General features: G+C 47.1%; 23 protein-coding genes. 11 read left to right on the top strand and 12 right to left on the bottom strand.

Annotation, left to right across the window (positions count from 1 at the left end):
- Positions 1-20: 20 nt before the first annotated feature.
- The 6 genes from rfbD to BMZ72_RS14985 form a co-directional block, all read right to left on the bottom strand.
- On the bottom strand, positions 21-884 hold the full coding sequence (rfbD, locus tag BMZ72_RS15010) for a dTDP-4-dehydrorhamnose reductase (protein ID WP_089809584.1): 864 nt from the start codon (positions 882-884) through the stop codon (positions 21-23).
- Positions 884-1,450 carry a dTDP-4-dehydrorhamnose 3,5-epimerase gene (gene rfbC, locus BMZ72_RS15005; protein ID WP_089809582.1) on the bottom strand — a complete coding sequence of 189 codons (567 nt, stop codon included), beginning with the start codon at positions 1,448-1,450 and terminating at the stop codon, positions 884-886. Before rfbC ends, rfbD begins: the two co-directional genes overlap by 1 nt.
- 8 nt (positions 1,451-1,458) lie before the next feature.
- Positions 1,459-2,514 (bottom strand): dTDP-glucose 4,6-dehydratase, encoded by a 1,056-nt coding sequence (gene rfbB, locus BMZ72_RS15000; RefSeq protein ID WP_089809580.1) that lies wholly within the window; start codon positions 2,512-2,514, stop codon positions 1,459-1,461.
- A gap of 79 nt (positions 2,515-2,593) precedes the next feature.
- Positions 2,594-3,532: a UDP-glucuronic acid decarboxylase family protein gene (locus BMZ72_RS14995; RefSeq protein ID WP_044221072.1), complete on the bottom strand. Its 939-nt coding sequence runs from the start codon at positions 3,530-3,532 to the stop codon at positions 2,594-2,596.
- 30 nt (positions 3,533-3,562) lie between these two features.
- Positions 3,563-4,876, bottom strand: a complete 1,314-nt coding sequence (locus BMZ72_RS14990; protein ID WP_089809578.1) for a UDP-glucose dehydrogenase family protein — start codon at positions 4,874-4,876, stop codon at positions 3,563-3,565.
- Positions 4,873-6,012, bottom strand: coding sequence for a DegT/DnrJ/EryC1/StrS family aminotransferase (locus BMZ72_RS14985; RefSeq protein WP_089809576.1), 1,140 nt, complete (start codon positions 6,010-6,012; stop codon positions 4,873-4,875). Before BMZ72_RS14985 ends, BMZ72_RS14990 begins: the two co-directional genes overlap by 4 nt.
- Positions 6,013-6,118: 106 nt before the next feature.
- Here BMZ72_RS14985 and BMZ72_RS14980 point away from each other — a divergent pair, with 106 nt between their 5' ends.
- A complete protein-coding gene (locus tag BMZ72_RS14980; protein WP_089809848.1) occupies positions 6,119-7,384 on the top strand; it encodes a 3-deoxy-D-manno-octulosonic acid transferase in 1,266 nt (421 codons plus the stop codon).
- Here BMZ72_RS14980 and BMZ72_RS14975 read toward each other — a convergent pair.
- Positions 7,354-8,256 (bottom strand): hypothetical protein, encoded by a 903-nt coding sequence (locus tag BMZ72_RS14975; protein ID WP_089809574.1) that lies wholly within the window; start codon positions 8,254-8,256, stop codon positions 7,354-7,356. The genes BMZ72_RS14980 and BMZ72_RS14975 overlap by 31 nt on opposite strands.
- A 129-nt stretch (positions 8,257-8,385) precedes the next feature.
- Here BMZ72_RS14975 and BMZ72_RS14970 point away from each other — a divergent pair, with 129 nt between their 5' ends.
- Positions 8,386-8,958, top strand: coding sequence for a thymidine kinase (locus BMZ72_RS14970; RefSeq protein ID WP_089809572.1), 573 nt, complete (start codon positions 8,386-8,388; stop codon positions 8,956-8,958).
- Between the two features lie 177 nt (positions 8,959-9,135).
- On the opposite strand, the gene BMZ72_RS14965 is transcribed toward BMZ72_RS14970, so the two are convergent.
- Positions 9,136-10,002, bottom strand: a complete 867-nt coding sequence (locus BMZ72_RS14965) for an AraC family transcriptional regulator (RefSeq protein ID WP_177222797.1) — start codon at positions 10,000-10,002, stop codon at positions 9,136-9,138.
- Positions 10,003-10,088: 86 nt separating this feature from the next.
- On the opposite strand from BMZ72_RS14965, the gene BMZ72_RS14960 reads away from it, so the two are divergent.
- On the top strand, positions 10,089-11,198 hold the full coding sequence (locus tag BMZ72_RS14960; RefSeq protein ID WP_089809569.1) for an alkene reductase: 1,110 nt from the start codon (positions 10,089-10,091) through the stop codon (positions 11,196-11,198).
- A gap of 50 nt (positions 11,199-11,248) precedes the next feature.
- Here the strand turns inward: BMZ72_RS14960 and BMZ72_RS14955 are convergent, their stop codons facing one another.
- A complete protein-coding gene (locus BMZ72_RS14955) occupies positions 11,249-11,728 on the bottom strand; it encodes a GtrA family protein (RefSeq protein ID WP_089809845.1) in 480 nt (159 codons plus the stop codon).
- A 59-nt stretch (positions 11,729-11,787) separates the two neighbouring features.
- Positions 11,788-13,272: an acetyl-CoA carboxylase biotin carboxylase subunit gene (accC, locus tag BMZ72_RS14950; protein WP_089809843.1), complete on the bottom strand. Its 1,485-nt coding sequence runs from the start codon at positions 13,270-13,272 to the stop codon at positions 11,788-11,790.
- Between the two features lie 39 nt (positions 13,273-13,311).
- On the opposite strand from accC, the gene BMZ72_RS14945 reads away from it, so the two are divergent.
- The 4 genes from BMZ72_RS14945 (at position 13,312) to BMZ72_RS14930 (ending at position 16,438) form a co-directional block, all read left to right on the top strand.
- Positions 13,312-13,977 (top strand): heme exporter protein CcmB, encoded by a 666-nt coding sequence (locus BMZ72_RS14945; protein ID WP_089809567.1) that lies wholly within the window; start codon positions 13,312-13,314, stop codon positions 13,975-13,977.
- Positions 13,978-14,068: 91 nt separating this feature from the next.
- The gene (ccsA, locus tag BMZ72_RS14940) at positions 14,069-14,731 is read left to right on the top strand and encodes a cytochrome c biogenesis protein CcsA (RefSeq protein WP_089809566.1); all 663 of its coding nucleotides are present in this window, start codon (positions 14,069-14,071) and stop codon (positions 14,729-14,731) included.
- Complete coding sequence (locus tag BMZ72_RS14935; RefSeq protein ID WP_089809564.1) at positions 14,728-14,982, top strand: CcmD family protein; 255 nt, start codon at positions 14,728-14,730, stop codon at positions 14,980-14,982. The genes ccsA and BMZ72_RS14935 overlap by 4 nt, the downstream gene beginning before the upstream one ends.
- A gap of 37 nt (positions 14,983-15,019) precedes the next feature.
- On the top strand, positions 15,020-16,438 hold the full coding sequence (locus BMZ72_RS14930; protein WP_012789198.1) for a Glu/Leu/Phe/Val family dehydrogenase: 1,419 nt from the start codon (positions 15,020-15,022) through the stop codon (positions 16,436-16,438).
- 211 nt (positions 16,439-16,649) lie between these two features.
- On the opposite strand, the gene BMZ72_RS14925 is transcribed toward BMZ72_RS14930, so the two are convergent.
- The gene (locus BMZ72_RS14925; RefSeq protein ID WP_089809562.1) at positions 16,650-17,093 is read right to left on the bottom strand and encodes a type I restriction enzyme HsdR N-terminal domain-containing protein; all 444 of its coding nucleotides are present in this window, start codon (positions 17,091-17,093) and stop codon (positions 16,650-16,652) included.
- Between the two features lie 228 nt (positions 17,094-17,321).
- On the opposite strand from BMZ72_RS14925, the gene BMZ72_RS14920 reads away from it, so the two are divergent.
- The 4 genes from BMZ72_RS14920 (at position 17,322) to BMZ72_RS14905 (ending at position 21,756) form a co-directional block, all read left to right on the top strand.
- Positions 17,322-18,092, top strand: coding sequence for an AMP nucleosidase (locus BMZ72_RS14920; protein WP_012789200.1), 771 nt, complete (start codon positions 17,322-17,324; stop codon positions 18,090-18,092).
- Between the two features lie 18 nt (positions 18,093-18,110).
- Entirely contained in the window at positions 18,111-19,862 is a 1,752-nt protein-coding gene (locus BMZ72_RS14915) for an ABC transporter ATP-binding protein (RefSeq protein ID WP_089809560.1), read from the top strand.
- A 91-nt stretch (positions 19,863-19,953) separates the two neighbouring features.
- Positions 19,954-21,003, top strand: a complete 1,050-nt coding sequence (gene queA, locus BMZ72_RS14910; protein WP_012789202.1) for a tRNA preQ1(34) S-adenosylmethionine ribosyltransferase-isomerase QueA — start codon at positions 19,954-19,956, stop codon at positions 21,001-21,003.
- Positions 21,004-21,075: 72 nt separating this feature from the next.
- The gene (locus BMZ72_RS14905) at positions 21,076-21,756 is read left to right on the top strand and encodes a 2-C-methyl-D-erythritol 4-phosphate cytidylyltransferase (protein WP_089809558.1); all 681 of its coding nucleotides are present in this window, start codon (positions 21,076-21,078) and stop codon (positions 21,754-21,756) included.
- Positions 21,757-21,767: 11 nt separating this feature from the next.
- Here BMZ72_RS14905 and BMZ72_RS14900 read toward each other — a convergent pair whose 3' ends face one another.
- Positions 21,768-22,748 carry a Gfo/Idh/MocA family protein gene (locus BMZ72_RS14900; RefSeq protein WP_089809556.1) on the bottom strand — a complete coding sequence of 327 codons (981 nt, stop codon included), beginning with the start codon at positions 22,746-22,748 and terminating at the stop codon, positions 21,768-21,770.
- Positions 22,749-22,770 lie beyond the last annotated feature (22 nt).

The following is a 22,770-nucleotide window of genomic DNA, read 5'->3' as shown; positions in this document are numbered from 1 at the left end:
TTGTTAATTTTTAATTCCTCTCACAGCTGTTTGATACACTCCTTCAGGCTCTCTCTCCAGTGAGGGATCTGAATACCAAATGTTTCCTTGATCTTCTCCTTGTTCAGCACACTGTACGCAGGTCTTTTGGCAGGAGTAGGATATTTGTCTGAAGTGATCGGCGCTACTGTGCAGGAGGCGTTGGTCAGTTCGCGGATAGCGACTGCAAAGTCATACCAGCTGGTTACGCCTTCATTGCTATAGTGGTATACACCGCCATATTCGCCGGGTACATCCCATACTTTGGTCAGCACGGTCAGCACTACTTTAGCCAGGTCTACCGCATAGGTAGGTGTGCCTGTCTGGTCAAATACAACGTTCAGGCTTTCTCTTTCCTGCATCAGCTCACGCATGCGTTTTACGAAGTTGGCGCCGAATTCGGAATACAACCAGGAAGTACGCAGTACGATTGTAGCAGGGTTGAAGCCTATAGCAGCACCTTCACCACGCAGTTTGGAACTACCGTAAATGCTGTTCGGACTGGCATCATCTGTCTCAATATATGGCACATTCTGCTGGCCGTTGAATACGTAGTCAGTAGAGATATGTACTAACTGCGTATTGTATTCAGCACAGATGGTAGCCAGGTTCAGCACCGCTTCAAAGTTCAGTTTGAAGGCAAATTCCTCATCACTTTCAGCTTTATCCACCGCAGTATACGCTGCACAGTTAACACAGGCGTGTATTTCCTGCTGAGCAAAAAAATTGCGGACAGCTTCCTCGCTGGTGATATCCAGTTCGTTGAAGTCTGTGTATACGAAGTTAAACCCCGGATAGTCCGCAGTTACCTTTTTAATTGCCTGTCCCAGCTGGCCATTGGCGCCGGTTATCAGAATATTTTTCATTATTTATCTGAATTGTAAACAAAGTTATGCGTGCAGTTCTCAAGCGTTGGCAGTATCACATCTTTTTCTGATACCAGCGCATCTGTCAGACTGATCCCCCAGTCGATGTTCAGTGCCGGATCGTTGTAGATGATGCCGCCTTCGCTGGCTTTATTGTAGAAATTATCCACTTTGTACATGACTTCTGCGGTCTCACTCAGTACGGAGTAGCCATGGGCAAACCCTTTGGGTACCAGCAGCTGTTTTTTGTTTTCCGCGCTCAGTTCGATGGTAAATACCTTCCCGTAGGTAGGAGAACCCTTACGGATATCTACTGCTACGTCGATAATACGACCTTCCAGTACTCTTAGGAGTTTGGTCTGTGCATGTGGTTCCTGCTGGAAGTGTAAACCTCTCAGTACGCCATAGGTAGACCTGGCCTGGTTATCCTGTACAAATTGCAGGTTCAGGCCATATTCCTGAAAGGCCCGTTCGCTGTAACTCTCAAAAAAATAGCCACGGTTATCGTTGAATACCCGTGGTTCATATACTAACAGATCAGGGATCCCTGTTTCAGTAAAAGGCATATAGTTGATTATCTCTTTTGATACTGGTCACTGTAATATTCCTGGTAAGCGCCGCTGGTGACGTGATCCAGCCATTCTTCGTTGGTCAGGTACCATTCAACGGTTTTCTCCAGACCTTCTTCAAACTGAAGGGAAGGCGCCCAGCCCAGTTCTTTATTGAGTTTGGTAGCGTCAATGGCGTAACGCAGATCATGTCCTGCACGGTCTTTCACAAAAGTGATCAGTTGCGCGGATGTACCAGGAGCACGGCCCAGTTTTTTATCCATCACAATGCACAGCAGGTTGATAAGATCGATGTTTTTCCACTCATTGAAACCACCGATGTTATAGGTTTCGCCCAGGCGGCCATTATGGAAAATGGTGTCGATAGCTCTTGCGTGGTCTTCCACAAACAGCCAGTCACGCACATTCTCACCTTTACCATATACAGGTACCGGCTTGTTATTTTTGATATTGTGGATCGCCAGCGGAATCAGCTTTTCCGGGAAATGGTGTGATCCGTAGTTGTTGGAGCAGTTGGAAATGATTGCAGGCAGGTGATACGTGTGATAGTATGCCATCACGAAGTGATCAGAGCTAGCTTTGGATGCAGAATACGGAGAACGGGGATCATAAGCTGTTTCCTCGGTGAAGAAACCTTCATCGCCCAGACTGCCATACACTTCATCCGTAGATACATGGTAGAACAGTTTCCCTTCGTAATTGTCTTTCCAGTATTTGCGAGCTGCATTCAGGAGGGTTGCAGTACCCAGTACGTTGGTTTTGATAAATGCCAGCGGGTCCATGATAGACCTGTCCACATGGCTTTCTGCTGCCAGATGGATGACGCCATCAAAAGAGTAGGTTGCAAACAGTTCGTCTATGAAAGCTTCATCCATAATATCACCTTTTACAAAGGTGTAATTGGACTTGTCCTTAATATCTTTTAGGTTTTCAAGGTTGCCTGCATAAGTCAGCGCATCCAGATTGACAATCTGATAATGAGGATACTTATTCACAAATAATCTCACGACATGGGAGCCTATGAAACCAGCGCCACCGGTGATGAGTATGGTGTTGTGCATAATGATTATTTAATTACAGACAGTGTATAAATTGCAATGAACCACTGCTTTTAACGACAGTGGTTCATGCGGCAACGAATTATTTATTTAAAGCTTCTTTGAAGTATTCGTAAGTCACCTTCAGTCCTTCTTTTCTATCTACTTTCGGCGCCCATCCTAACAGCTCCTGTGCCTTGGTGATATCTGGTTTTCGCTGCTTCGGATCATCTTTTGGCAGCGGTTGGAATACGATCTTCTGCTTGCTGTTGGTCAGCGCGAGGATCTCTTCTGCAAATTCCAGCAGGGTGATCTCCGAAGGGTTACCAATGTTCACCGGCAGGTGATAATCGCTCAGTAACAGGCGGTAAATACCATCTACCAGGTCAGATACATAACAGAATGAACGGGTTTGTGAACCATCGCCAAAAACGGTCAGGTCCTGACCGGTCAGCGCCTGGCTCATAAATGCAGGTAATGCACGGCCGTCATTGAGTCGCATACGCGGACCGTATGTATTGAAAATTCTAATGATCCTGGTATCAACATTGTGAAAGTTATGGTAGGCCATGGTAATAGACTCCATGAAGCGTTTTGCTTCGTCATATACACCACGGGGACCAACCGGGTTTACGTTACCCCAGTATTCTTCCGGTTGCGGATGTACGTTAGGATCGCCATACACTTCAGAAGTGGATGCCACCAGGATACGTGCCTTTTTTTCTTTGGCAAGACCCAGCAGATTGTGTGTGCCGAGTGAACCTACCTTTAATGTCTGGATAGGCATTTTCAGATAGTCGATCGGACTTGCCGGTGAAGCAAAGTGTAAAATGTAGTCCAGGTCACCCGGTACATGTACAAATTTGCTTACATCATGGTGATAGTATTCAAATTCCGGTAAAGGAAAGAGATGTTCTATGTTTTTGATATTTCCGGTCAGGAGATTATCCATTCCCACTACCCGATATCCTTCGGCGATGAAACGATCACAGAGGTGTGAACCCAGGAAGCCGGCTGCGCCGGTAATCAGAACTCTTTTCATATTAACAGGCATTGATAGGGGTGATGATAATTAATTGTTAGTAGCCGCGCGTCCTACGCTCTCATAATGGTAGCCAAGTTCTTCCATCCTGAATACGTCAAACAGGTTTCTTCCGTCGAATATAACCTTGTTTTTAAGCGTACTGCCGATTTTATCGAAATCAGGTGTTCTGAACACACTCCATTCTGTAGCAATGATCAGTGCATCAGCATCTGCCAGACAGTCGTACTGGTTAGCTGCGTAAGTCACTTTATTGCCGATCAGGCGTTCCACATTGCTGCTTGCTTCCGGATCAAATACGGAAACGGTTGCTCCGGCAGCCACGAGTGCGTCGATCATATATAACGCCGGTGCTTCACGGATATCGTCTGTATTTGGTTTGAATGCCAGCCCCCACAACGCGAAGTGCTTGCCTTTCAGGTCATTATTGAACCAGGCACTGATCTTAGGCATGAGGAACAGTTTCTGGCGCTCATTCACATCCATCACTGCATTCAGTATTTTGAAATCGTAGTCTGCATCTTCTGATGATTTCACCAGCGCCTGTACATCTTTAGGGAAGCAGCTGCCACCATAACCGATACCAGGGAACAGAAAACGTTTACCGATCCTGTCATCGCTACCTACGCCTCTGCGCACCATGTCAACGTCAGCACCCAGTTTCTCGCACAGGATCGCTATTTCATTCATGAAAGAGATCTTGGTAGCGAGGAAGGAGTTAGCTGCGTATTTGGTCAGTTCAGCAGATTTTTCATCCATGAACAGGATCGGGTTACCCTGACGTACAAATGGTGCAAACAGGTCGCCCATTACTTTACGTGCTCTTTCTGAGCGGGTACCGATCACCACACGGTCAGGTTTCATGAAGTCGTCTACTGCCACACCTTCACGCAGGAATTCCGGATTGGAAACCACGTCAAAAGGATGTGAACAGTTCTTTGCGATCGCTGCATGTACCAGTTCGGCAGTACCTACCGGTACTGTACTTTTATCGATAATCACCTTATAATCAGTGATGATTTTACCCATATCATCTGCCACACGCAGAATGTAGGACAGATCCGCAGATCCGTCTTCTCCCGGAGGAGTAGGCAAGGCGAGGAATATAACATCTCCGTGGGCAACACCCTCTGCGAGACTTGTTGTGAAGTGTAAACGTCCTTCCTTGAGGTTACGCTCGAACAGTTTTTCGAGTCCTGGCTCGTAAATGGTGATCTGTCCGTTGGAAAGCTTATTGACCTTGTTGACATCAATGTCAACGCAGGTAACGTCATTGCCCGTTTCTGCAAAACAAGTGCCGGTCACTAGTCCCACGTAACCTGTGCCTACTACTGTAATTTTCATTTGGAGTTTTGATTTAAGAATGATTTAACTGAATCGATGATGTATTGGAGCTGATCTGCATCCATTTCAGTATGTATTGGTAAGGAAATGACCTTAGAAGTCAGGTCATCTGTAACAGGAAGAGTGAAAGCAGCGCCGCCGAAGTCCTCGAACATTTTCTGGCGGTGTGCGGGTACAGGGTAGTAAATCATCGCAGGAACCCCTTTTTCCTGGAGGTATTGTTGTAACGCGTAACGATCTGCACCATTCAGTTGCAGGGTATATTGATGATACACATGATAACTGTTGCTTGCTCTGAAAGGCGTGGTGATCTCAGGGATACCGGCAAATCCGGCATCATATGCATCAGCCACCGCACGGCGGGCTTTGATATATTCATCCAGCAGTGGTAATTTGATATTGAGGACCACTGCCTGTAAGGTATCGAGACGGGAGTTCACACCTACTACATCATGATAGTAACGTGCGGATTGTCCGTGGTTGGCAACCATTCTGATCTTAGCAGCCAGCGCATCGTCATTGGTGAAGAGCGCGCCGCCATCTCCATAACATCCCAGGTTCTTGGAAGGGAAGAAGGAAGTACAGCCTATCTGGCCGATCGCTCCCAACATCTTTTTACTGCCGTCAGCAAAGGTGTAGTGACCACCGATCGCCTGTGCATTGTCTTCAATAACAGGAATATTATATTTTCTGGAGATTTCCATGATCGGTTCCATATCCGTCGCATGGCCATACAGGTGCACCGGAACGATCGCCTTCGTTTTAGGCGTGATCGCTTTCTCTACCTGCTCAGGATCAAGACAGAACGTCTTTGGATCTACATCTACAAACACAGGTTTCAGACGTAACAATGCAATCACCTCCGCTGTCGCGATAAACGTAAAGGAAGGAGTGATCACTTCATCACCGGGAGCCAGATCTAATGCCATCATCGCAATTTGCAGTGCATCGGTACCATTTGCACACGGAATCACATGTTTAACACCGAGGTAACTCTGCAGTGCATTGGTGAATTGTTGTACAGGTGTGCCATTGATAAAAGCAGCATTTTCCAGCACTTCGGTCATCGCAGCGTCAACCTGCGGCTTTATTTTCAAGTATTGGCGTTTTAAATCCACCATTTGAATAGGAACCATGAGTGGGATAGATATTTTGTTTAAAGTGAGCAAATTTACAAATTTTGACATAGGAAGGGCAGTATCTTTGCGCCTGATCCAAAAAACAGTAAAAGTACGTTCAGGCATGCCGGCAAGCACTATTATATATGATCTGGGAATAAGAGGTTACAGGGCTGCTGTAGGGCTGGCCGCTACTACAGGTAATGCCAAGGCCCGCCGCTGGGTGGAAGGCCGCCGCGACTGGCGGAAATCCCTGGAACAGCACCTGCCTGCAGGCGGTCCCATCGTTTGGGTACATGCCGCCTCCCTGGGAGAATTTGAACAGGGACGCCCCGTACTGGAAGCGATCCGTCAGGAATACCCCGGTTGTAAGATACTGCTGACCTTCTTTTCCCCCTCCGGATATGAGGTCCGTAAAGACTATCCGGGCGCTGATCACGTATGCTATTTACCGTTGGATACCCGGCAGAATGCCCGGGATTTCATCAGACTGGTCAGACCCTCACTCGCTATTTTTATTAAATATGAGTTCTGGTACCATATGCTGACCGCCCTGCACCGGGAAAAGGTACCGGTACTGCTGGTATCTGGTATATTCAGACCAGGACAGCTGTTCTTTAAGCCCTACGGAGGAATGTTCCGCCGTCTGCTGCAACAGCTGACCTATATTTTTGTGCAGAATAAGGAATCGGTGGAATTACTCGGACAGGCAGGTATTTCCAATGTCGCCCTGGCCGGGGATACCCGCTTTGACAGGGTGTGGGCTTTACAGGAAGAAAACAGAGAGGTACAGGGTATATCAGCGTTTATAGGTGACCAGCAAACAGTGATTGCCGGCAGCACCTGGGAAGAAGATGAGATCTTCCTGGCTGACTGGTGGAAAAAACAAGCACAGGAAGGACGTTGCCTGATCATTGCGCCACACGAGATAGAGCCTGCTCATATCAATAAATTATTAACGCTGTTTCCTGCGGCCGTACGTTATACTGACTGGGTGAAACAACCCGGAAAAGCCGGAAAAGTATTGCTGATAGATAATGTCGGCATGCTGTCGGCGCTGTATCGCTATGCTACTGTTACCTATGTAGGTGGTGGCTTTGGGAAAGACGGTATTCATAATATCCTGGAACCCGCTACTTATGGCAAACCGGTGGTATTCGGTCCCATATTCCATAAATTTCCTGAAGCGGCAGCATTGATTGCGGCCGGTGGTGGCATCAGTATTCATGATCTGGAAACCCTTGAAGTACAGCTGGAGCAACTCCTGCAGGATAAAGAAGCCTGCTTGCATACAGGGGCACAGGCAAAAAAATATGTTGCTGATAATAAAGGCGCTACCGGTAAGGTACTACGCTATATTCAGGAAAAACGCTTCTTGACAAGGTTGTAGAACTGCCTTACAGTACGGTTTTCGTCATCCCATCCCTGACGGATCTTCAGTTCTCTTTCTATCCAGTATTCAGCTTCCTGTAAAGAATGTAATTCATTGATCGTCCTTACGGAACGCTCATAGGTATCTACATCCCCACGGAATAATTCCTGGATAAACTGAAACTTGTCATTGATACCGATTGCCTGACGCAGGTCTTTTACGGGCATATCTCCCAGTCTGTCAGCTACCTCAGTATGACTCTGGCGCCAGCGGTCGTTCAATGAAGTAGAACCCTGTGCTACCAGCTGATTCAGTTCTTTCAGCTCCTTACGTACGCCATTGGTTTCAGGCTTTTTCTCCGTAACATGCGCCTTTTCTCCGTTTCCATTGAAAACAGGAGCAGGTGCAGGAGGTACCGGAGGATTCACCTGTTGCTGAGATTGGGCGTTGCCGTATATAGTGATGAAAGCTGGTTTCTTTTCTTCAGGTACTGGTTCAGGTTTAGGAGAAGGCGCTGGCTCAACCGGTTTGGGCATAGACGTATGATGACGCGGTAAGGTCAACGTAGATGCGGCAGCTGGAGCAGCTGCGGGTACCGGTACTGGCTGTTGACGTTCTTCCAGTACAATTGGTTCAGGTGATGTCGCTACAGGTGTTTCTACTGTAATAGTGGCCGGACCTGTTCCTGTGGTAAGCGGAGCTGTCGGGAGGATCACGGCTATATGGCTATCCTGTTTTTTCTGTTGTGCGCGTTCCTGCTCTCTTTCCAGGGTTCTTGCATGCAGGATTTCAGCCTGTAGCAGTTGCACATAGTAAGAAATGGACTGTAAGCCAGCATTTGAATTCTTTAGTTCCTGTAACTTATCAATTAATGCACTTATTTTTTCCATAGCAGTAAAAAAAATAAATTGAAAGCAAAATGCGTTCCATGCCTTAATTGTTAACGCGATATGGGGGAATTTATTTTATTTGCATAAAGTTAGAGCTTTTTAATTACTTGTAAATCAAAATACTAAGATATGTTTATTGAACCTTCTCTTGCGGGAGGGCGAAGGGGTTGGATAGAAGTGATCTGCGGCTCAATGTTTTCCGGAAAAACGGAGGAATTGATCAGAAGATTGAAACGGGCCCGGATAGCCAATTTGAAAGTGGAAATCTTTAAACCGATGATAGATACACGATATGATGTACAACATATTGTGTCTCACGACGAAAGTCGTATCATCAGCACTCCGCTGGAAAATTCACAGCAGATCCTGCTGCTCGCACAGGAGGTGGACGTTGTGGGGATTGATGAAGCGCAGTTTTTTGATGGGGAATTGCCCGAAGTATGTGATCAGCTGGCACTGAGAGGGATCAGGGTGATCGTTGCCGGTCTGGATATGGATTACCTTGGTAAACCATTCGGACAAATGCCTTTCCTCCTGGCCAAAGCCGACTATATTACCAAATTGCACGCAATATGTGTGAAATGCGGCAATATCGCCAACTACTCCTACCGCAAAAGTAAAGACAACCATACTGTATTATTGGGAGAAACAGATCTCTACGAACCCAGGTGCCGGCACTGTTATTATGAAGGTGTTGAATAATACTGAAAAGCGTTCCATTCAAAGGGACGCTTTTTTATTGCCCCCTTTTCGCCATCCGCTGTCTTTCACACTTTCTATCCTCCACTTCGATTCCCACATCCTTCATCTTTCACCCTCCTTGTCCATATTCCACTTTCCATCCTCCACCCATCTCCGCTGCATTCCAATTCTTAATTCTTAATTCTTAATTCCTAATTCTTTCCTGTACTTCGCCGGACTCACCCCATTGTATTTTCTGAACTGCCTGCTCAGATGACTCTCATCCGTAAATCCCAGTTCCCCCGCGATCTGGCTCACCGTGAGTGCACTATAGGCTAGCCGTTGCTGCACCAGTTTCATTCTGTAATGTGTAATATAATGTTGCAGACCTTCACCAGTGAACTTCCTGAAATATTCACCCACGTAGTTTTCTGAAAGATTGAATAAAGCAGCCAGTTGCTCAACCCTCAGCTGTTCCGGATCGGCTATATGTTGCCGGATGTGCAACAAAATCCTGTCTATCAGTGGTTCAGAGAGTAGTTCGCCATTGCCGCCAGCGGCACTGTCAGCCACATTACGGGCAAGTATATTCAGTAACAGTGTGACGAAATGCTGGAGATTCTCTTCCCGGTAAGGCTGACGCCGTTCATACTCGCTGACCATATTCTCCATCAGCATCTTGATCATCTGACAATCTCCCGGTTGCTTTACCAGCAATTCCTGAAAACGGTTATGGTGAAAGAAGATATGTTCCAGTTGCTTCAGCCACTGTGCAATACGTTCTTTGTCCTGCGGTGTCTTGCATTTACCCAGAAAGGCCTCTGAAAACCGGATAGAACAGAAACGTGTGGATGTCTTGATATCAAAACCCCGGCAGTCCCGCGGTGTAAACAAAAAGATACTTCCCTTCTGATAAGGAAAGGTATTCCTGTTGGTGATGCGGTCGCCTTCTCCCTCCAGGATCTGTACGATCTCAAAGAAGTGATATACCAGCGGACGCTGTTCCCAGCACTCCATATCTGATACATACAATTCAAATGGTTCGTACAATACTTTCTGTTCCATACCTGCCAAATTACAGGAAAAACCCCGCTTTGTCACTGTTCCTCCGTACCGGGCGCAGGTAATTTTGAGGTACAAAAGAATAGCATATGAATTCAGAAAAGAAACTGCTGACTCCATTGATAACCCCATTTCTGACGCTTGCAAACAGAGTGGTGATGGCGCCGATGAGCAGAAGACGTTCTTCTAATGGCGTACCCGGTGCAACAGCACATATCTACTACGGACAAAGGGCCGGCGCCGGTTTGGTCATCGCGGAAAATAGTGCGGTAGCGGCCAATGGTATCGGATACCTGGATGCACCGGGTATTTACAACGAAGAACAGAAAGCAGCATGGAAAAAGGTGGTTGATGCCGTGCATGCTGCAAATGGAAAGATCTTTATTCAGCTGGTACATACAGGCCGTATAGGGCATCCGCTCAACCATGAAAACAACGCGCCACTGGTGGCGCCGTCTGTTGTGCGGGCAGCAGGAGAAATGCGCGTGCCGGGAGATTTACAGCTGTCTATACCAGCTCCGCTGGAACTGAGTACTGCTGAGATACAGACGCTGGTACAGGCTTTTGTAAGGGCCGCTTTAAATGCAATAGAAGTGGGGTTTGATGGGGTGGAAGTACATGGTGCACATGGTTTTCTGATAGAGCAATTCCTGCATCCACATACCAATCACAGAACAGATCAATATGGCGGCTCCATCGCTAACCGTGCGCGTTTCCTGCTGGAAGTGACGCAGGGGATTGCTGACGCCATAGGGAAGGAGCGTACAGGGATCCGTTTGTCCCCTTTTGCAGTATTGAATGACCTGCCTGCCTATGCAGAGGAACTGTCTACACATCAATACCTGACAGCATCACTGGAAGAAATGGGGATACTTTACATACACCTGTCCAGTCAGCCCCTAAACGGACAGCCCTCCATTACAGAAGATTATATCAGGGAGGTCAGGAGCCGTTTCAGCAACCTGTTGATCGTAGCTGGTACCCAGACGGAGGCTTCGGCAGAAGCATTGTTACAGGCGGGACTGGTTGATCTGGTCGCATTTGGCCGTCCGTTTATTGCCAATCCGGACTTAGTGGATCGCTTCCGGCAACAGCAACCCTTAAGTCAGGGAGATGTGGCGACCTTTTATCAGGGAGGAGATAAGGGTTATGTGGATTACCCGGCATGGAATGAAAAACGAAGCCGCTGTATAGTATAAAAGAAAAAGACCGCCCTGTGGAGGCGGTCTTCTCAGATATATTAGACAGATCAGGCGCTTGCCTTGACCTTGAAGGTGAATTTTTTTTGCGTCAGGTAGCTGAATCCCACTACAAATATGGTTGTCAGTACCTTAGAAATGGTCGGGTAGATATGAAAATACTCTACGAACAACTTCATGAAACCGTAGTTCAGACAGATGCAGATACCTACCAGCATAAAATACCTGACCAGTTGTACACGTCCTCTCAGGTTGGATTCTGAGAATACGATAAACTTGCTCAGCAGGAACCCCGTCGGGAACGTCACGATCATCGCCATAAACAATGCGGCAATGTGTGCGCTGATGGTCAAAATGCCAAATTGTACCGGGTTTTCGTGCAGGATAAAATGAAAACTGACGTAATACAATAGGATATCCATAGCCGTATTACCACTGCCACAGGCGAGATAACGGAAGGTTTGCAGCGGCATCAGCTTCGCAAACGGCTGGTAAAAAAAATCCAGCACCAATAAAATGAACCTTTTCATAAAATAGTTGTACAGGGCAAAACTAGTCAGTTTTACCGTTACTGTATTGCGCTTTTGGATTATCTTAACAATTTCCTGTTTTTCCAAAGTTTTGGCTGCCCGTTCAAAGGTTGCTGCCTGATCTTGCGCTGCTGTTCCTGCCATACCTGTACAGCCAGGATAGCTGCTGCTTTTGCAGCTTCAGGATCTCTCTGGTCCAGTGATTGTGGTGTAAAGTACTTTCCGATAAAGTTCGTGTCAAAAGCGCCTTCAATAAATGCAGGCTGTTGTAGTGCCCAGTAGCCGAATGGCAATGTGGTGCGGATGCCTTTTACCTGGTATTCGGCGATAGCACGTAATAAGCGCTCGCGGGCTTCTTCCCGGTTGGCGCCCCATGCTATCAGCTTGGCGATCATAGGATCGTAGTAGATCGGAATGTCCATACCCTGTTCATAACCATCATCTACGCGTACACCATATCCCTGCGGACGAACATACGTCGTCAGCGTACCGGTATCCGGAAGGAAGTTATTGGCCGGGTCTTCTGCGCAAACGCGCAGTTCGATGGCATGTCCGTTTATTTTGAGGTCCTGCTGAGTGAAAGACAATTTTTCTCCCCTGGCGACCCTGATCTGTTCTTTGACCAGGTCCAGTCCGGTGATCATTTCTGTCACGGGATGTTCTACCTGCAGGCGGGTGTTCATCTCCAGGAAATAGAACGCCAGTTTTTCATCTACCAGGAACTCTACTGTACCAGCTCCGTAATACTGGCAGGCACGGGCAACGTCCAGGGCGCAATTACCCATGGCTTCCCGGATGTCGGGCGTGAGACAGGAAGAAGGTGCTTCTTCTATGAGTTTCTGGTGTCTGCGCTGTATAGAGCATTCACGTTCAAATAGATAGACATAGTTTCCATGCTGGTCGCCCAGTACCTGGATTTCTATATGACGTGGAGAACCCACATATTTTTCAATGAATACGGCATCGTCTCCGAAAGCGCTCATGGCTTCACTTTTGGCCAGTCTGATCTGTTCCTCCAGTTCTTCAGGGGCGTTTACCACGCGCATACCTTTACCACCACCACCAGCGGAAGCTTTGATGAGGATTGGGAAACCGGTCTTCTGTACGACTTCCCGGGCTTCTTCCAGACTGCGTAAAGGCGTTTCGGTACCTGGTACCATGGGTACCCCGAAGCGCTGGGCTGCCTGTTTAGCCGCCAGCTTGCTACCCATCATTTCGATGGCAGATGCGCTGGGACCAATGAAAATGAGTCCGGCGTCCTTAACGGCCTGTGCAAAACGGGCATTTTCGCTGAGGAAACCATAACCAGGGTGGATGGCGTCTGCGCCGGTCTGCCGGGCTGCGCCAATGATCTTATCGATCAGCAGGTAGGACTGGCTGGAGGGTGCCGGACCTATACATACCGCCTCGTCCGCATACTGCACGAAAGGCATTGAACGGTCGGCTTCGGAATATACAGCTACTGTCGCGATCCCCATTTCCCGGGCAGATCGCATGATCCGCAGTGCAATTTCACCACGGTTGGCTACCAGTATTTTTTTCATGGAAGCGAATATAAGTGATTCTACTATCTTTGCCTCCTCATGAAATCCAGTGCCTTCAGACAAACACTTACCTTAGTAAAAAAGGACATTTTGCTCGAGTTACGACAGAAATACGCCTTTTACGGTATCCTCCTATATATTATATCCACTGTGTTTGTAATAAATCTGATGATTGACAAACCGGAAGAAAAGATCTGGAATGCCCTTTTCTGGGTAGTACAGTTGTTTGTAGCGGTGAATGCCATTGCCAAAAGTTTCGTGCAGGAAAACAGGGGGCGTTTGTTATATTTTTATTCCCTGGTACATCCACGTAGTTTTATTGCGGCTAAACTGATCTACAACATCATACTCATGTCAGTGATGACGTTGATTACCATGGGATGCTGTATGATGTTCCTGGGTAATCCGGTGACCAGCTTCTGGTATTTTCTGGGGGTGATCCTCCTGGGAGGCATCAGTCTGTCGCTGCTTTTTACCATGCTGGCGGCTATTGCAGCCCAGGCCAATCAGAATGCGGCGTTGATGGCGATCATGGGTTTCCCGATCATGCTCCCGCTCTTAATGCTGCTCTCCAATATTGCAAAGTCCTCTTTTATAACGGTTTATCAGCCAGGTTTACCTAAGATGTTCCTGATGATGGGTAGCATGGATGTGCTGATCATCGCCTTATCCTTAGTGTTATTTCCTTTCCTGTGGAAAGACTAGCAACAGTGGTATAGCTGACCGGAAACAGGTTACTGAATTTTGTGATTAGTGATAAAACCTGTAGGTTTGCCCCCAATATAGTTGGTTTAAAATGGCAAAGCATTGGTGGAAAGCTCTAGCAGTAATTATCCTCGTATACGTTATCATCGCAGGATTTACTGTTGAGATACCGATTATCGGCACAAACGGGCAGTCTTCCCGCGGCCTTTTCTTTCACGTTCCCATGTGGATATGCATGTATACCATGTTCACTATCTCCGTGATCAATTCCGTTCTCTATCTTTCTAAATACGATCTTCGTAGAGATGCATACGCAAGTTCAGCTGCGAGTGTAGGGGTGTTTTATGGCATCCTGGGCTTCGCTACGGGTACATTGTGGGCGACCTATACATGGGGTGGTTCCTTTACCCGTGATCCTAAACAGATGCTGACGGCTGTTGCGCTCATGATCTATATGGCTTACCTCGTATTACGTTTGTCCATTCCGGACATCGATAAGCGCGCGAGGATCTCTGCCGTGTTTAACATTTTCGCATTTGCTTTGTTGATTCCCTTAACGTATATCATCCCGCGCATGGTCGATTCCCTGCATCCCGGAAGCGCCACCACGCCTGGATTTGCATCCAGTGACACCGATAACCACATGAAATGGGTTCTCTACCCTGCGTTCATTGGTTGGACCCTGCTGAGTGTATGGATCTACACCCTGCTTGTTCGGTACAAAAAATTAGAGCTAAAAAATATTTTTAAATGATCAACAAAGCATTTTCTTTCTGCTGTACCTGCCTGCTGTTACTCATTTCCCTGTTTGCTAACGCACAGGAAAATCAAAATCAGAATACAGAGACAGGGCCTGTCAACGAATTTTTTCGCAGTAATGGCAAGATCTATGTGATAGTAGGTGTGCTGCTGATCATCTTTATCGGGATTGTTATATTTTTAATAGCACTGGACAGAAAGATCAGCAAGCTGGAACAAAGAGAGAACAGTTTGCAGGGCAAATAAGTCCAACTACATACATATATTACCAAAACAATTGTCTATGGCGCAAGAGCAACATTATGACTTCTTTCAGAGCGTTGAAAGAAGTTTTGACAAAGCCGCAAAATTCACGAAATGGGAAAAGGGCATTCTTGAACAGATCAAAGCCTGCAATGCCGTGTACCGTATGAAATTCCCGGTACGCGTAGGTGACACGATCGAAGTAATAGAAGCCTACCGCGTTCAGCACTCTCACCACAAACTGCCTTGTAAAGGTGGTATCCGTTTCAGCGATGCTGTAAACCAGGACGAAGTAATGGCCCTGGCAGCATTGATGACCTACAAATGCGCTATCGTTAACGTTCCTTTCGGCGGTGCCAAAGGAGGTATTAAGATCAATCCACGTAACTATTCCCCGTTCCAGTTAGAAAACATCACCCGCCGTTACACTGCGGAACTTGTTAAGAAAAACTTCATCGGCCCGGGCGTAGACGTTCCTGCTCCGGACTATGGTACCGGTGAAAGGGAAATGAGCTGGATCCTCGATACCTACATGAGCCTCCGTCCCGGAGAGATCGATGGTTACGGTTGCGTAACCGGTAAACCGGTTTCTCAGGGTGGTGTACGTGGTCGTAAAGAAGCGACCGGTCTCGGTGTATTTTATGGTCTCCAGGAGCTGTGTAATATCAAGGAAGATATGCAGCGCCTTGGTCTCGAACCAGGTATCATCGGTAAAAAAGTAATTGTACAGGGTATGGGTAATGTGGGTTACCATGCCGCTAAATATTTCCACGAAGCAGGCGCGGTGATCGTTGGCCTGATCGAGTGGGATGGTGCACTGTACAGCGATAAAGGTATGGACCCTGATGCAGTACTGAAGCACAGAAATGAAACAGGTTCCATCGTAAACTTCCCGGGAGCTACTACATTGAAAAACAATGCAGAAGGTCTGGAAATGGATTGCGATATCCTGATCCCTGCTGCGCTGGAAAATGTAATCCATAAAGAAAATGCGCCGCGTATCAAGGCTAAGATCATCGGTGAAGCAGCGAACGGTCCTATTACGCCGGAAGCTGACGAGATCCTGAACCAGAAAGGTGTAATCGTTGTGCCGGATATGTTCCTGAACGCAGGTGGTGTAACCGTTTCTTACTTCGAATGGTTAAAAAACCTTAGCCACGTACGTTATGGCCGTCTGGGCAAACGCTTTGACGAAAATATGAACATTCACATCCTGAGCGTGATCGAAGACCTCACCGGTAAATCAGTATCCGACAGAGAAAGAAAGTTCATTGCACACGGTGCGGATGAGGTAGATCTGGTGTATTCCGGTCTGGAAGAAACCATGCACGCTGCATTACACGAAGTACGTACCATCATGATGAACCACAAGGACATCCATGATATGCGTACCGCTGCTTATGTATGTGCTATCGATAAAGTAGGTGCTGCTTACGATCAGCTGGGTATCTTCCCGTGATATCAGCTTCTCATAATTGTTTTAGAAAGGGGATACCAACAGGTATCCCCTTTTATATTGTACTATATTCTCCTTGTTATCTTCCGATCATGTCCACCTTATGTCCACCTCATGTCCGGGTATGCAGCATGGGTAGGTCCTGTGCCATAGCAGGATCAGGCGTATTTATCCGCCGGAAAAGGGTTGCTTTTATAAAATTGTGAAAATAGTATTAGAAATGAGCCGGTAAGGCCGAAATAAACTGCCATTCCTGTTCAGCTACCATATGCTGGCAACAGAAGGTATTTACCCCATTCGTGATCACCAGATAAGCTGCCGGCAGCACCATATGATAACGTACGATCTGCTCCAGTACGGACTGTGTCAGCTGCACCTCCATCTCTTTACATTCTATGATCATCCAGGGTTGCATAGCCCTGTTATACACAACAATATCACATCGTTTTTTCAGCTCTCCGAGATAAATTTCCTTTTCAACGCCTATCAGGGAAGCCTGATAACCCAGTGTTTTTACCAGGTAATTAAGAAAGTTCTGCCGCACCCATTCCTCAGGGGTTAATATGACATATCGCTTCCGGAAACGGTCGAAAATGAGCGTTTTATCATTCTCCTTTACAATTTTAAAATCAGGGGTGGGAAATTCGATCGCGATCATGCCGCAAAGATATCTATAGTCGGCTATTTAGTAGATGGTATTATGATAGTCATAGTATAGTTCTTCTTCGTTCGTGTTTCGTTCAAAAGCCAGCACTAACGAAAGATGACTATAGGTTGATCGGCATAACAAATATTTAATGTCCAGATCCCCGTATTCCAAAGGTATTAAAGGGCGGATGACATGGGACTTCAGAGTTTTTTCCGTATATTCGTTTGTCAAAAGGCTATGAAGACAAAAGAAGAAATTGTAGCTAACTGGCTCCCCCGCTACACCGGAGAAAAACTGGAGAATTTCGGTTCTCACATCCTGCTCACCAACTTCAGTAACTACCTTAATTATTTCGCAGAATGGCATAACACCACAATCGTGGGCGAAGGCCGGCCTATGCAATGCGCTACCGCAGATGATATCACAATCATCAATTTCGGTATGGGTAGTCCTGGTGCTGCTACTGTGATGGACTTACTCAGTGCGATTCATCCAAAAGCTGTGCTTTTCCTGGGAAAATGCGGTGGTCTGAAAAAGAAGAACAACATCGGCGACCTGATATTACCTATCGCCGCGATCCGTGGTGAGGGTACTTCCAATGACTACTTCCCGGCAGAAGTACCGGCTCTGCCATCATTTGCTTTGCAGAAAGTAATATCTACCACCATCCGTGAATATGGCTGCGATTACTGGACAGGTACCTGTTACAGCACGAACCGTCGTGTATGGGAACATGATGTGGAATTCAAACGCTATCTGGAACGTATCCGTGCGATGGCGATCGATATGGAAACAGCCACTATTTTCTCTGTTGGTTTCTTTAACAAAATACCTACCGGCGCATTACTGCTGGTATCTGACCAGCCAATGATTCCGGAAGGAGTGAAAACAGAAGACAGCGATCGCCGGGTAACGACTGAATATGTGGAAAGACATATCCGCATCGGTATCGATTCGCTGAAAAACCTGATCAATAGTCACCAGACAGTGAAACACCTGCTGTTTTAAAGCCGTCTGTTCCTCAATATGCAGCAGCCACTTTTATCCATCCGCGACCTGATGATCTCCTTCGGCAGCACGCATGCTGTCAATGGTATTTCGCTGGACATTATGCCCGGTGAGATCGTCGGTATTGTCGGAGAATCCGGTTCCGGTAAATCAGTAACAGCCCTCTCTCTGATGCGGTTGTTGCAGCATCCCGGGCGGATAACAGGTGGAAGTCTGCAGTATCATCTGTCAGGCAGTAAAATGCCGGTGACAGATATAGCCCGTTTATCTGAACATGAAATGCGTTCCTGGCGTGGCAACGAGATTGCCATGATCTTCCAGGAACCGATGACGTCCCTGAATCCGCTGCATAGCTGCGGCCACCAGGTAATGGAAGCACTATTACTCCATAAAAGAGGGATGAACGGGGAAGCCGCGAAACTGCAAACCCTGGCCCTGTTTAAACAGGTACGTCTGCCTGATCCGGAGTTGATCATGGACAGGTATCCGCATCAGCTTTCCGGCGGACAAAAACAAAGGGTCATGATCGCTATGGCCATCAGCTGTCAGCCCCGCCTGCTAATCGCTGACGAACCTACCACTGCATTAGATGTTACTGTACAGAAAACGATCCTTGAACTGCTGAAAGACCTGCAAAAGCAGACGGGCATGAGTGTGATCTTCATTACCCATGACCTGGGGGTAATTGCGGAAATAGCAGACCGGGTAGCCGTGATGTATAAGGGAAGGATCGTAGAGGAAGGGAGTGTGGCGCAACTGTTTACGCATCCGCAGCACCCTTATACGAAGGGACTGCTGGCTTGTCGTCCGCCACTGGATAAACGCCTGTTCCGTTTGCCTGTGACCCGTGATTTTATGGAAACAGACCCGCAGGGAGAGATTGTGGAGAAGGCGCAGGAGGTGAAGGCATTTGTGCATAGTCTGGAGATCCCGCAGGAGCTGATAGCCGGCAGGGAAGTGATGCTGACACAAAGGCCGCTTCTACTGGAGGTAAAGGACCTGCATACATGGTTTCCCGCCAGGAAGAACATTTTCGGGAAAGTCCTTTCCTGGACCAAAGCCGTTAACGGCGTTAGTTTCGATATTAGGGAAGGGGAAACTATGGGACTTGTAGGGGAATCCGGATGTGGAAAAACTACACTGGGAAGGACTTTGTTAAGACTGGCGGAGCCGACTTCCGGCAGTATCTGGTACAAGGGAAAAGACATTACCACATTACCCGCGGGAGAGTTGAGAGACCTGCGGAAGGATATCCAGATCATTTTTCAGGACCCTTATTCTTCACTGAATCCACGTATGACCATTGGCCGTGCTATCGAAGAGCCGATGAAAGTACATGGGTTGTATGGTACAGAACAGGGAAGAAGGGAACGGGTAAAGGAGTTGCTGACAAAGGTGAATCTGTTGCCGGAACATTACAATCGTTATCCACATGAGTTTTCCGGCGGACAGAGACAACGTATTGTCATTGCACGCGCGCTGGCGCTGGATCCGTCCTTTATTATCTGTGATGAATCCGTAGCCGCGCTGGACGTGAGTATTCAGGCACAGGTTTTGAATCTGTTGATGCAGCTGAGGGAGGAGTTCGGATTTACCAGTATATTTATCTCCCATGATCTGTCGGTAGTACGTTTTATCAGTGACAGGATGATGGTGATGAACCGGGGGCAGATTGAAGAGGCGGGACCGGCCGCTGAAGTGTATGAGCAGCCCAAAAGTGAATATACCAGACAGCTAATTAATTCTATACCGAAAAATATTTATGTGTAACTTCATGTTCGATAATGCATAAATAATCATTTTTGATAGAGTCCATAATAATCAATACTTTTGCAGCCTTAAAATTCATTCATACCGTAATATGAAACTATCACAGTTTAGATTCGATCTTCCTTTAAATCTGATTGCGCAGCACCCTTCCAAGACTAGAGATGAAGCACGTTTGATGGTGGTAAACCGTGCCACCGGCAAAATTGAGCACAAGGTGTTCCGTGATATCATCAACTACTTCAATGATAAGGATGTAATGGTGGTGAACAACACCAAGGTATTCCCTGCCCGCCTGTATGGCCGTAAGGAGAAGACTGGTGCAAAGATTGAAGTATTCCTGCTCCGTGAGCTGAACAAGCAGAACCGCTTGTGGGATGTAATCGTAGATCCTGCCCGTAAGATCAGGGTAGGTAACAAATTATACTTTGGCGATGATGAATCGCTGGTAGCAGAAGTGATTGATAACACCACTTCCCGTGGCCGTACGATCCGCTTCCTGTTCGAAGGTGACGACAATGAATTTAAGCAGGTACTGGACACCCTGGGTGAAACACCGCTGCCTAAATACATCAAGCGTAAGCCTGAAGAAGAGGATAAGGAGCGTTATCAGACAGTTTACGCAAAACATGAAGGCGCCGTTGCAGCTCCAACTGCTGGTCTGCACTTCAGTCGTGAGCTGATCAAACGCCTGGAGATCAAGGGTGTTAAATTCGCAGAAGTTACCCTGCACACCGGTTTAGGCACATTCCGTCCTATCGAGGTAGAAGATCTGAGCAAACACAAGATGGATGCTGAGTACTTCAACATTGACGAGTATGCCGTGAAAGTGGTGAACAAGGCAAAAGAAGAGAACCGTAAGGTTTGTGCGATCGGTACTACCACCGTGAGAGCGGTTGAGTCTTCCGTGACTGCACAGAACCTGCTGAAAGCAGCAGAAGGATGGACAAATACCTTTATCCACCCTCCTTATGATTTCGCTATTCCGAATGCACTGGTTACTAACTTCCACCTGCCTAAAACAAGCCTCCTGATCATGGTATGTGCTTTTGCGGGTTATGATCTGGTGATGGAAGCATATCAGCAGGCTATTAAGGAGAAATACCGTTTCTTCAGCTATGGTGATGCAATGCTGATCATCTGATAAGCAGAAAAAAACTATTCGAAAAGGTCCTGTTCCGTATCATGCGGGACAGGACTATTCATGTAAGGCCATATGGAACAGCGTAAAAAGATAGCGATCATTGTAGCCGGCGGATCAGGCACACGTATGGGAAGTGCCGTACCCAAGCAATTTCTGGAACTCTCAGGTAAGCCTGTATTGTGGCATACGGTGAATGCATTTGCAAGCGCATTCCCTGATATACATATTGTGCTGGTATTGCCGGAGGTGCATTTTGACTATGTGAAACCATGGCTGCATGATTTTAATACCCGCGCTACCGTTACGCTGGTGAAAGGAGGGGAGACCCGTTTTCATTCCGTAAAGAATGGCCTGAATGAAGTGAAAACCCCGGCTGTTGTGTTTGTGCACGACGGTGTTCGTCCGCTGATCAGTACAACGCTGATCCGTTCCTGTTATGAAGCGGCCCTGGAAAAGGGAAGCGCTATTCCGGTGATTGATATGAAAGATAGTATCAGACAACTGGAAGGAGAGGGGAATAAAGCGGTAGACCGTGAACAGTTCAAGATTATACAAACCCCGCAAACATTCCTGTCAGAGTGGCTTTTGCCTGCCTTTTCATTACCCTATGATCCCTTGTTTACTGATGAGGCAACCGTTGTTGAGCGGCAGGGGCACCGTGTACACCTGGTACCGGGAGAAGATGCCAATATAAAAATAACGCGCCCGCTGGATCTGACCATTGCGAGCGCGCTATTGAAAGAAAGAAATTAAGCTGAATATATTTACTGAGCGGAGTCAGGTGACAGGCTCTTTTGGATTTTCGCCAGGATCTGGTGAGCAACTTCCATTGCCTGCAGACCATCAATTGCATTCACCGGTACCGGTTTATTGTGCAGGATGCTATCGCGGAACAGTTCCAGTTCCATGCGGATGGCATTGGTCTGTTTGATTTCCGGATTATCGATAGCAATGGTTTTCTTACCTGAATTCGTGTCGATATCCAGTGTGAATAACCCTTCGTCTTCCGGTGTTTTCAGTTTGATGATCTCCGTCTTTTTATCCAGGAAGTCGATACCGATATAGGCATCTTTCTGGAACAGACGCATTTTACGCATCTTCTTCAGGGAGATACGGCTGGAGGTCAGATTAGCCACGCATCCGTTATGGAACTCGATACGTACGTTGGCAATATCGGGAGTATCGCTCATAACGGCTACGCCGCTGGCGGATATCCTGTTGATAGTAGATTGTACAATGCTCAGTACGATGTCGATATCATGGATCATCAGGTCGAGGATCACACTGACATCTGTACCACGCGGATTGAACTCTGCGAGGCGGTGTACTTCGATGAACATTGGTTTTAGTGTGTGACCTTTCAACGCCAGGAAGGCAGGGTTGAAACGCTCCACGTGACCCACCTGGAATTTTATATTAGCTTCTTCCACCAGTTTTACCAGTGTTTTAGCCTCTTCCATGGTATTGGTCATCGGCTTTTCCACGAAAATGTGTTTTCCGTTGCGGATAGCCTGTTCACAAATTTTAAAGTGATGCGTGGTTGGTGCGATGATATCAATTGCGTCGGATGCCAGGATCAGTTCTTCTGCGGAATCGAATCGTGGGATCTTATATTGAGCTACGCTTTCTGCGTTGGCATTGCTGGGATCGAAAAAACCAACTATTTCTACGTCTTTCATTGCGACCCACTGAGAGAGATGAATCTTCCCCAGGTGCCCCACTCCGAAGATGCCTATCTTGAGCATGTTACTATTTGATAATAAAATA

The organism is Chitinophaga sp. YR627, assembly GCF_900114995.1.
In the GTDB taxonomy this organism is placed as follows: domain Bacteria; phylum Bacteroidota; class Bacteroidia; order Chitinophagales; family Chitinophagaceae; genus Chitinophaga.
The sequence above is the reverse complement of the archived record's forward strand: the minus strand, read 5'-3'. Positions and strand labels throughout refer to the sequence as shown.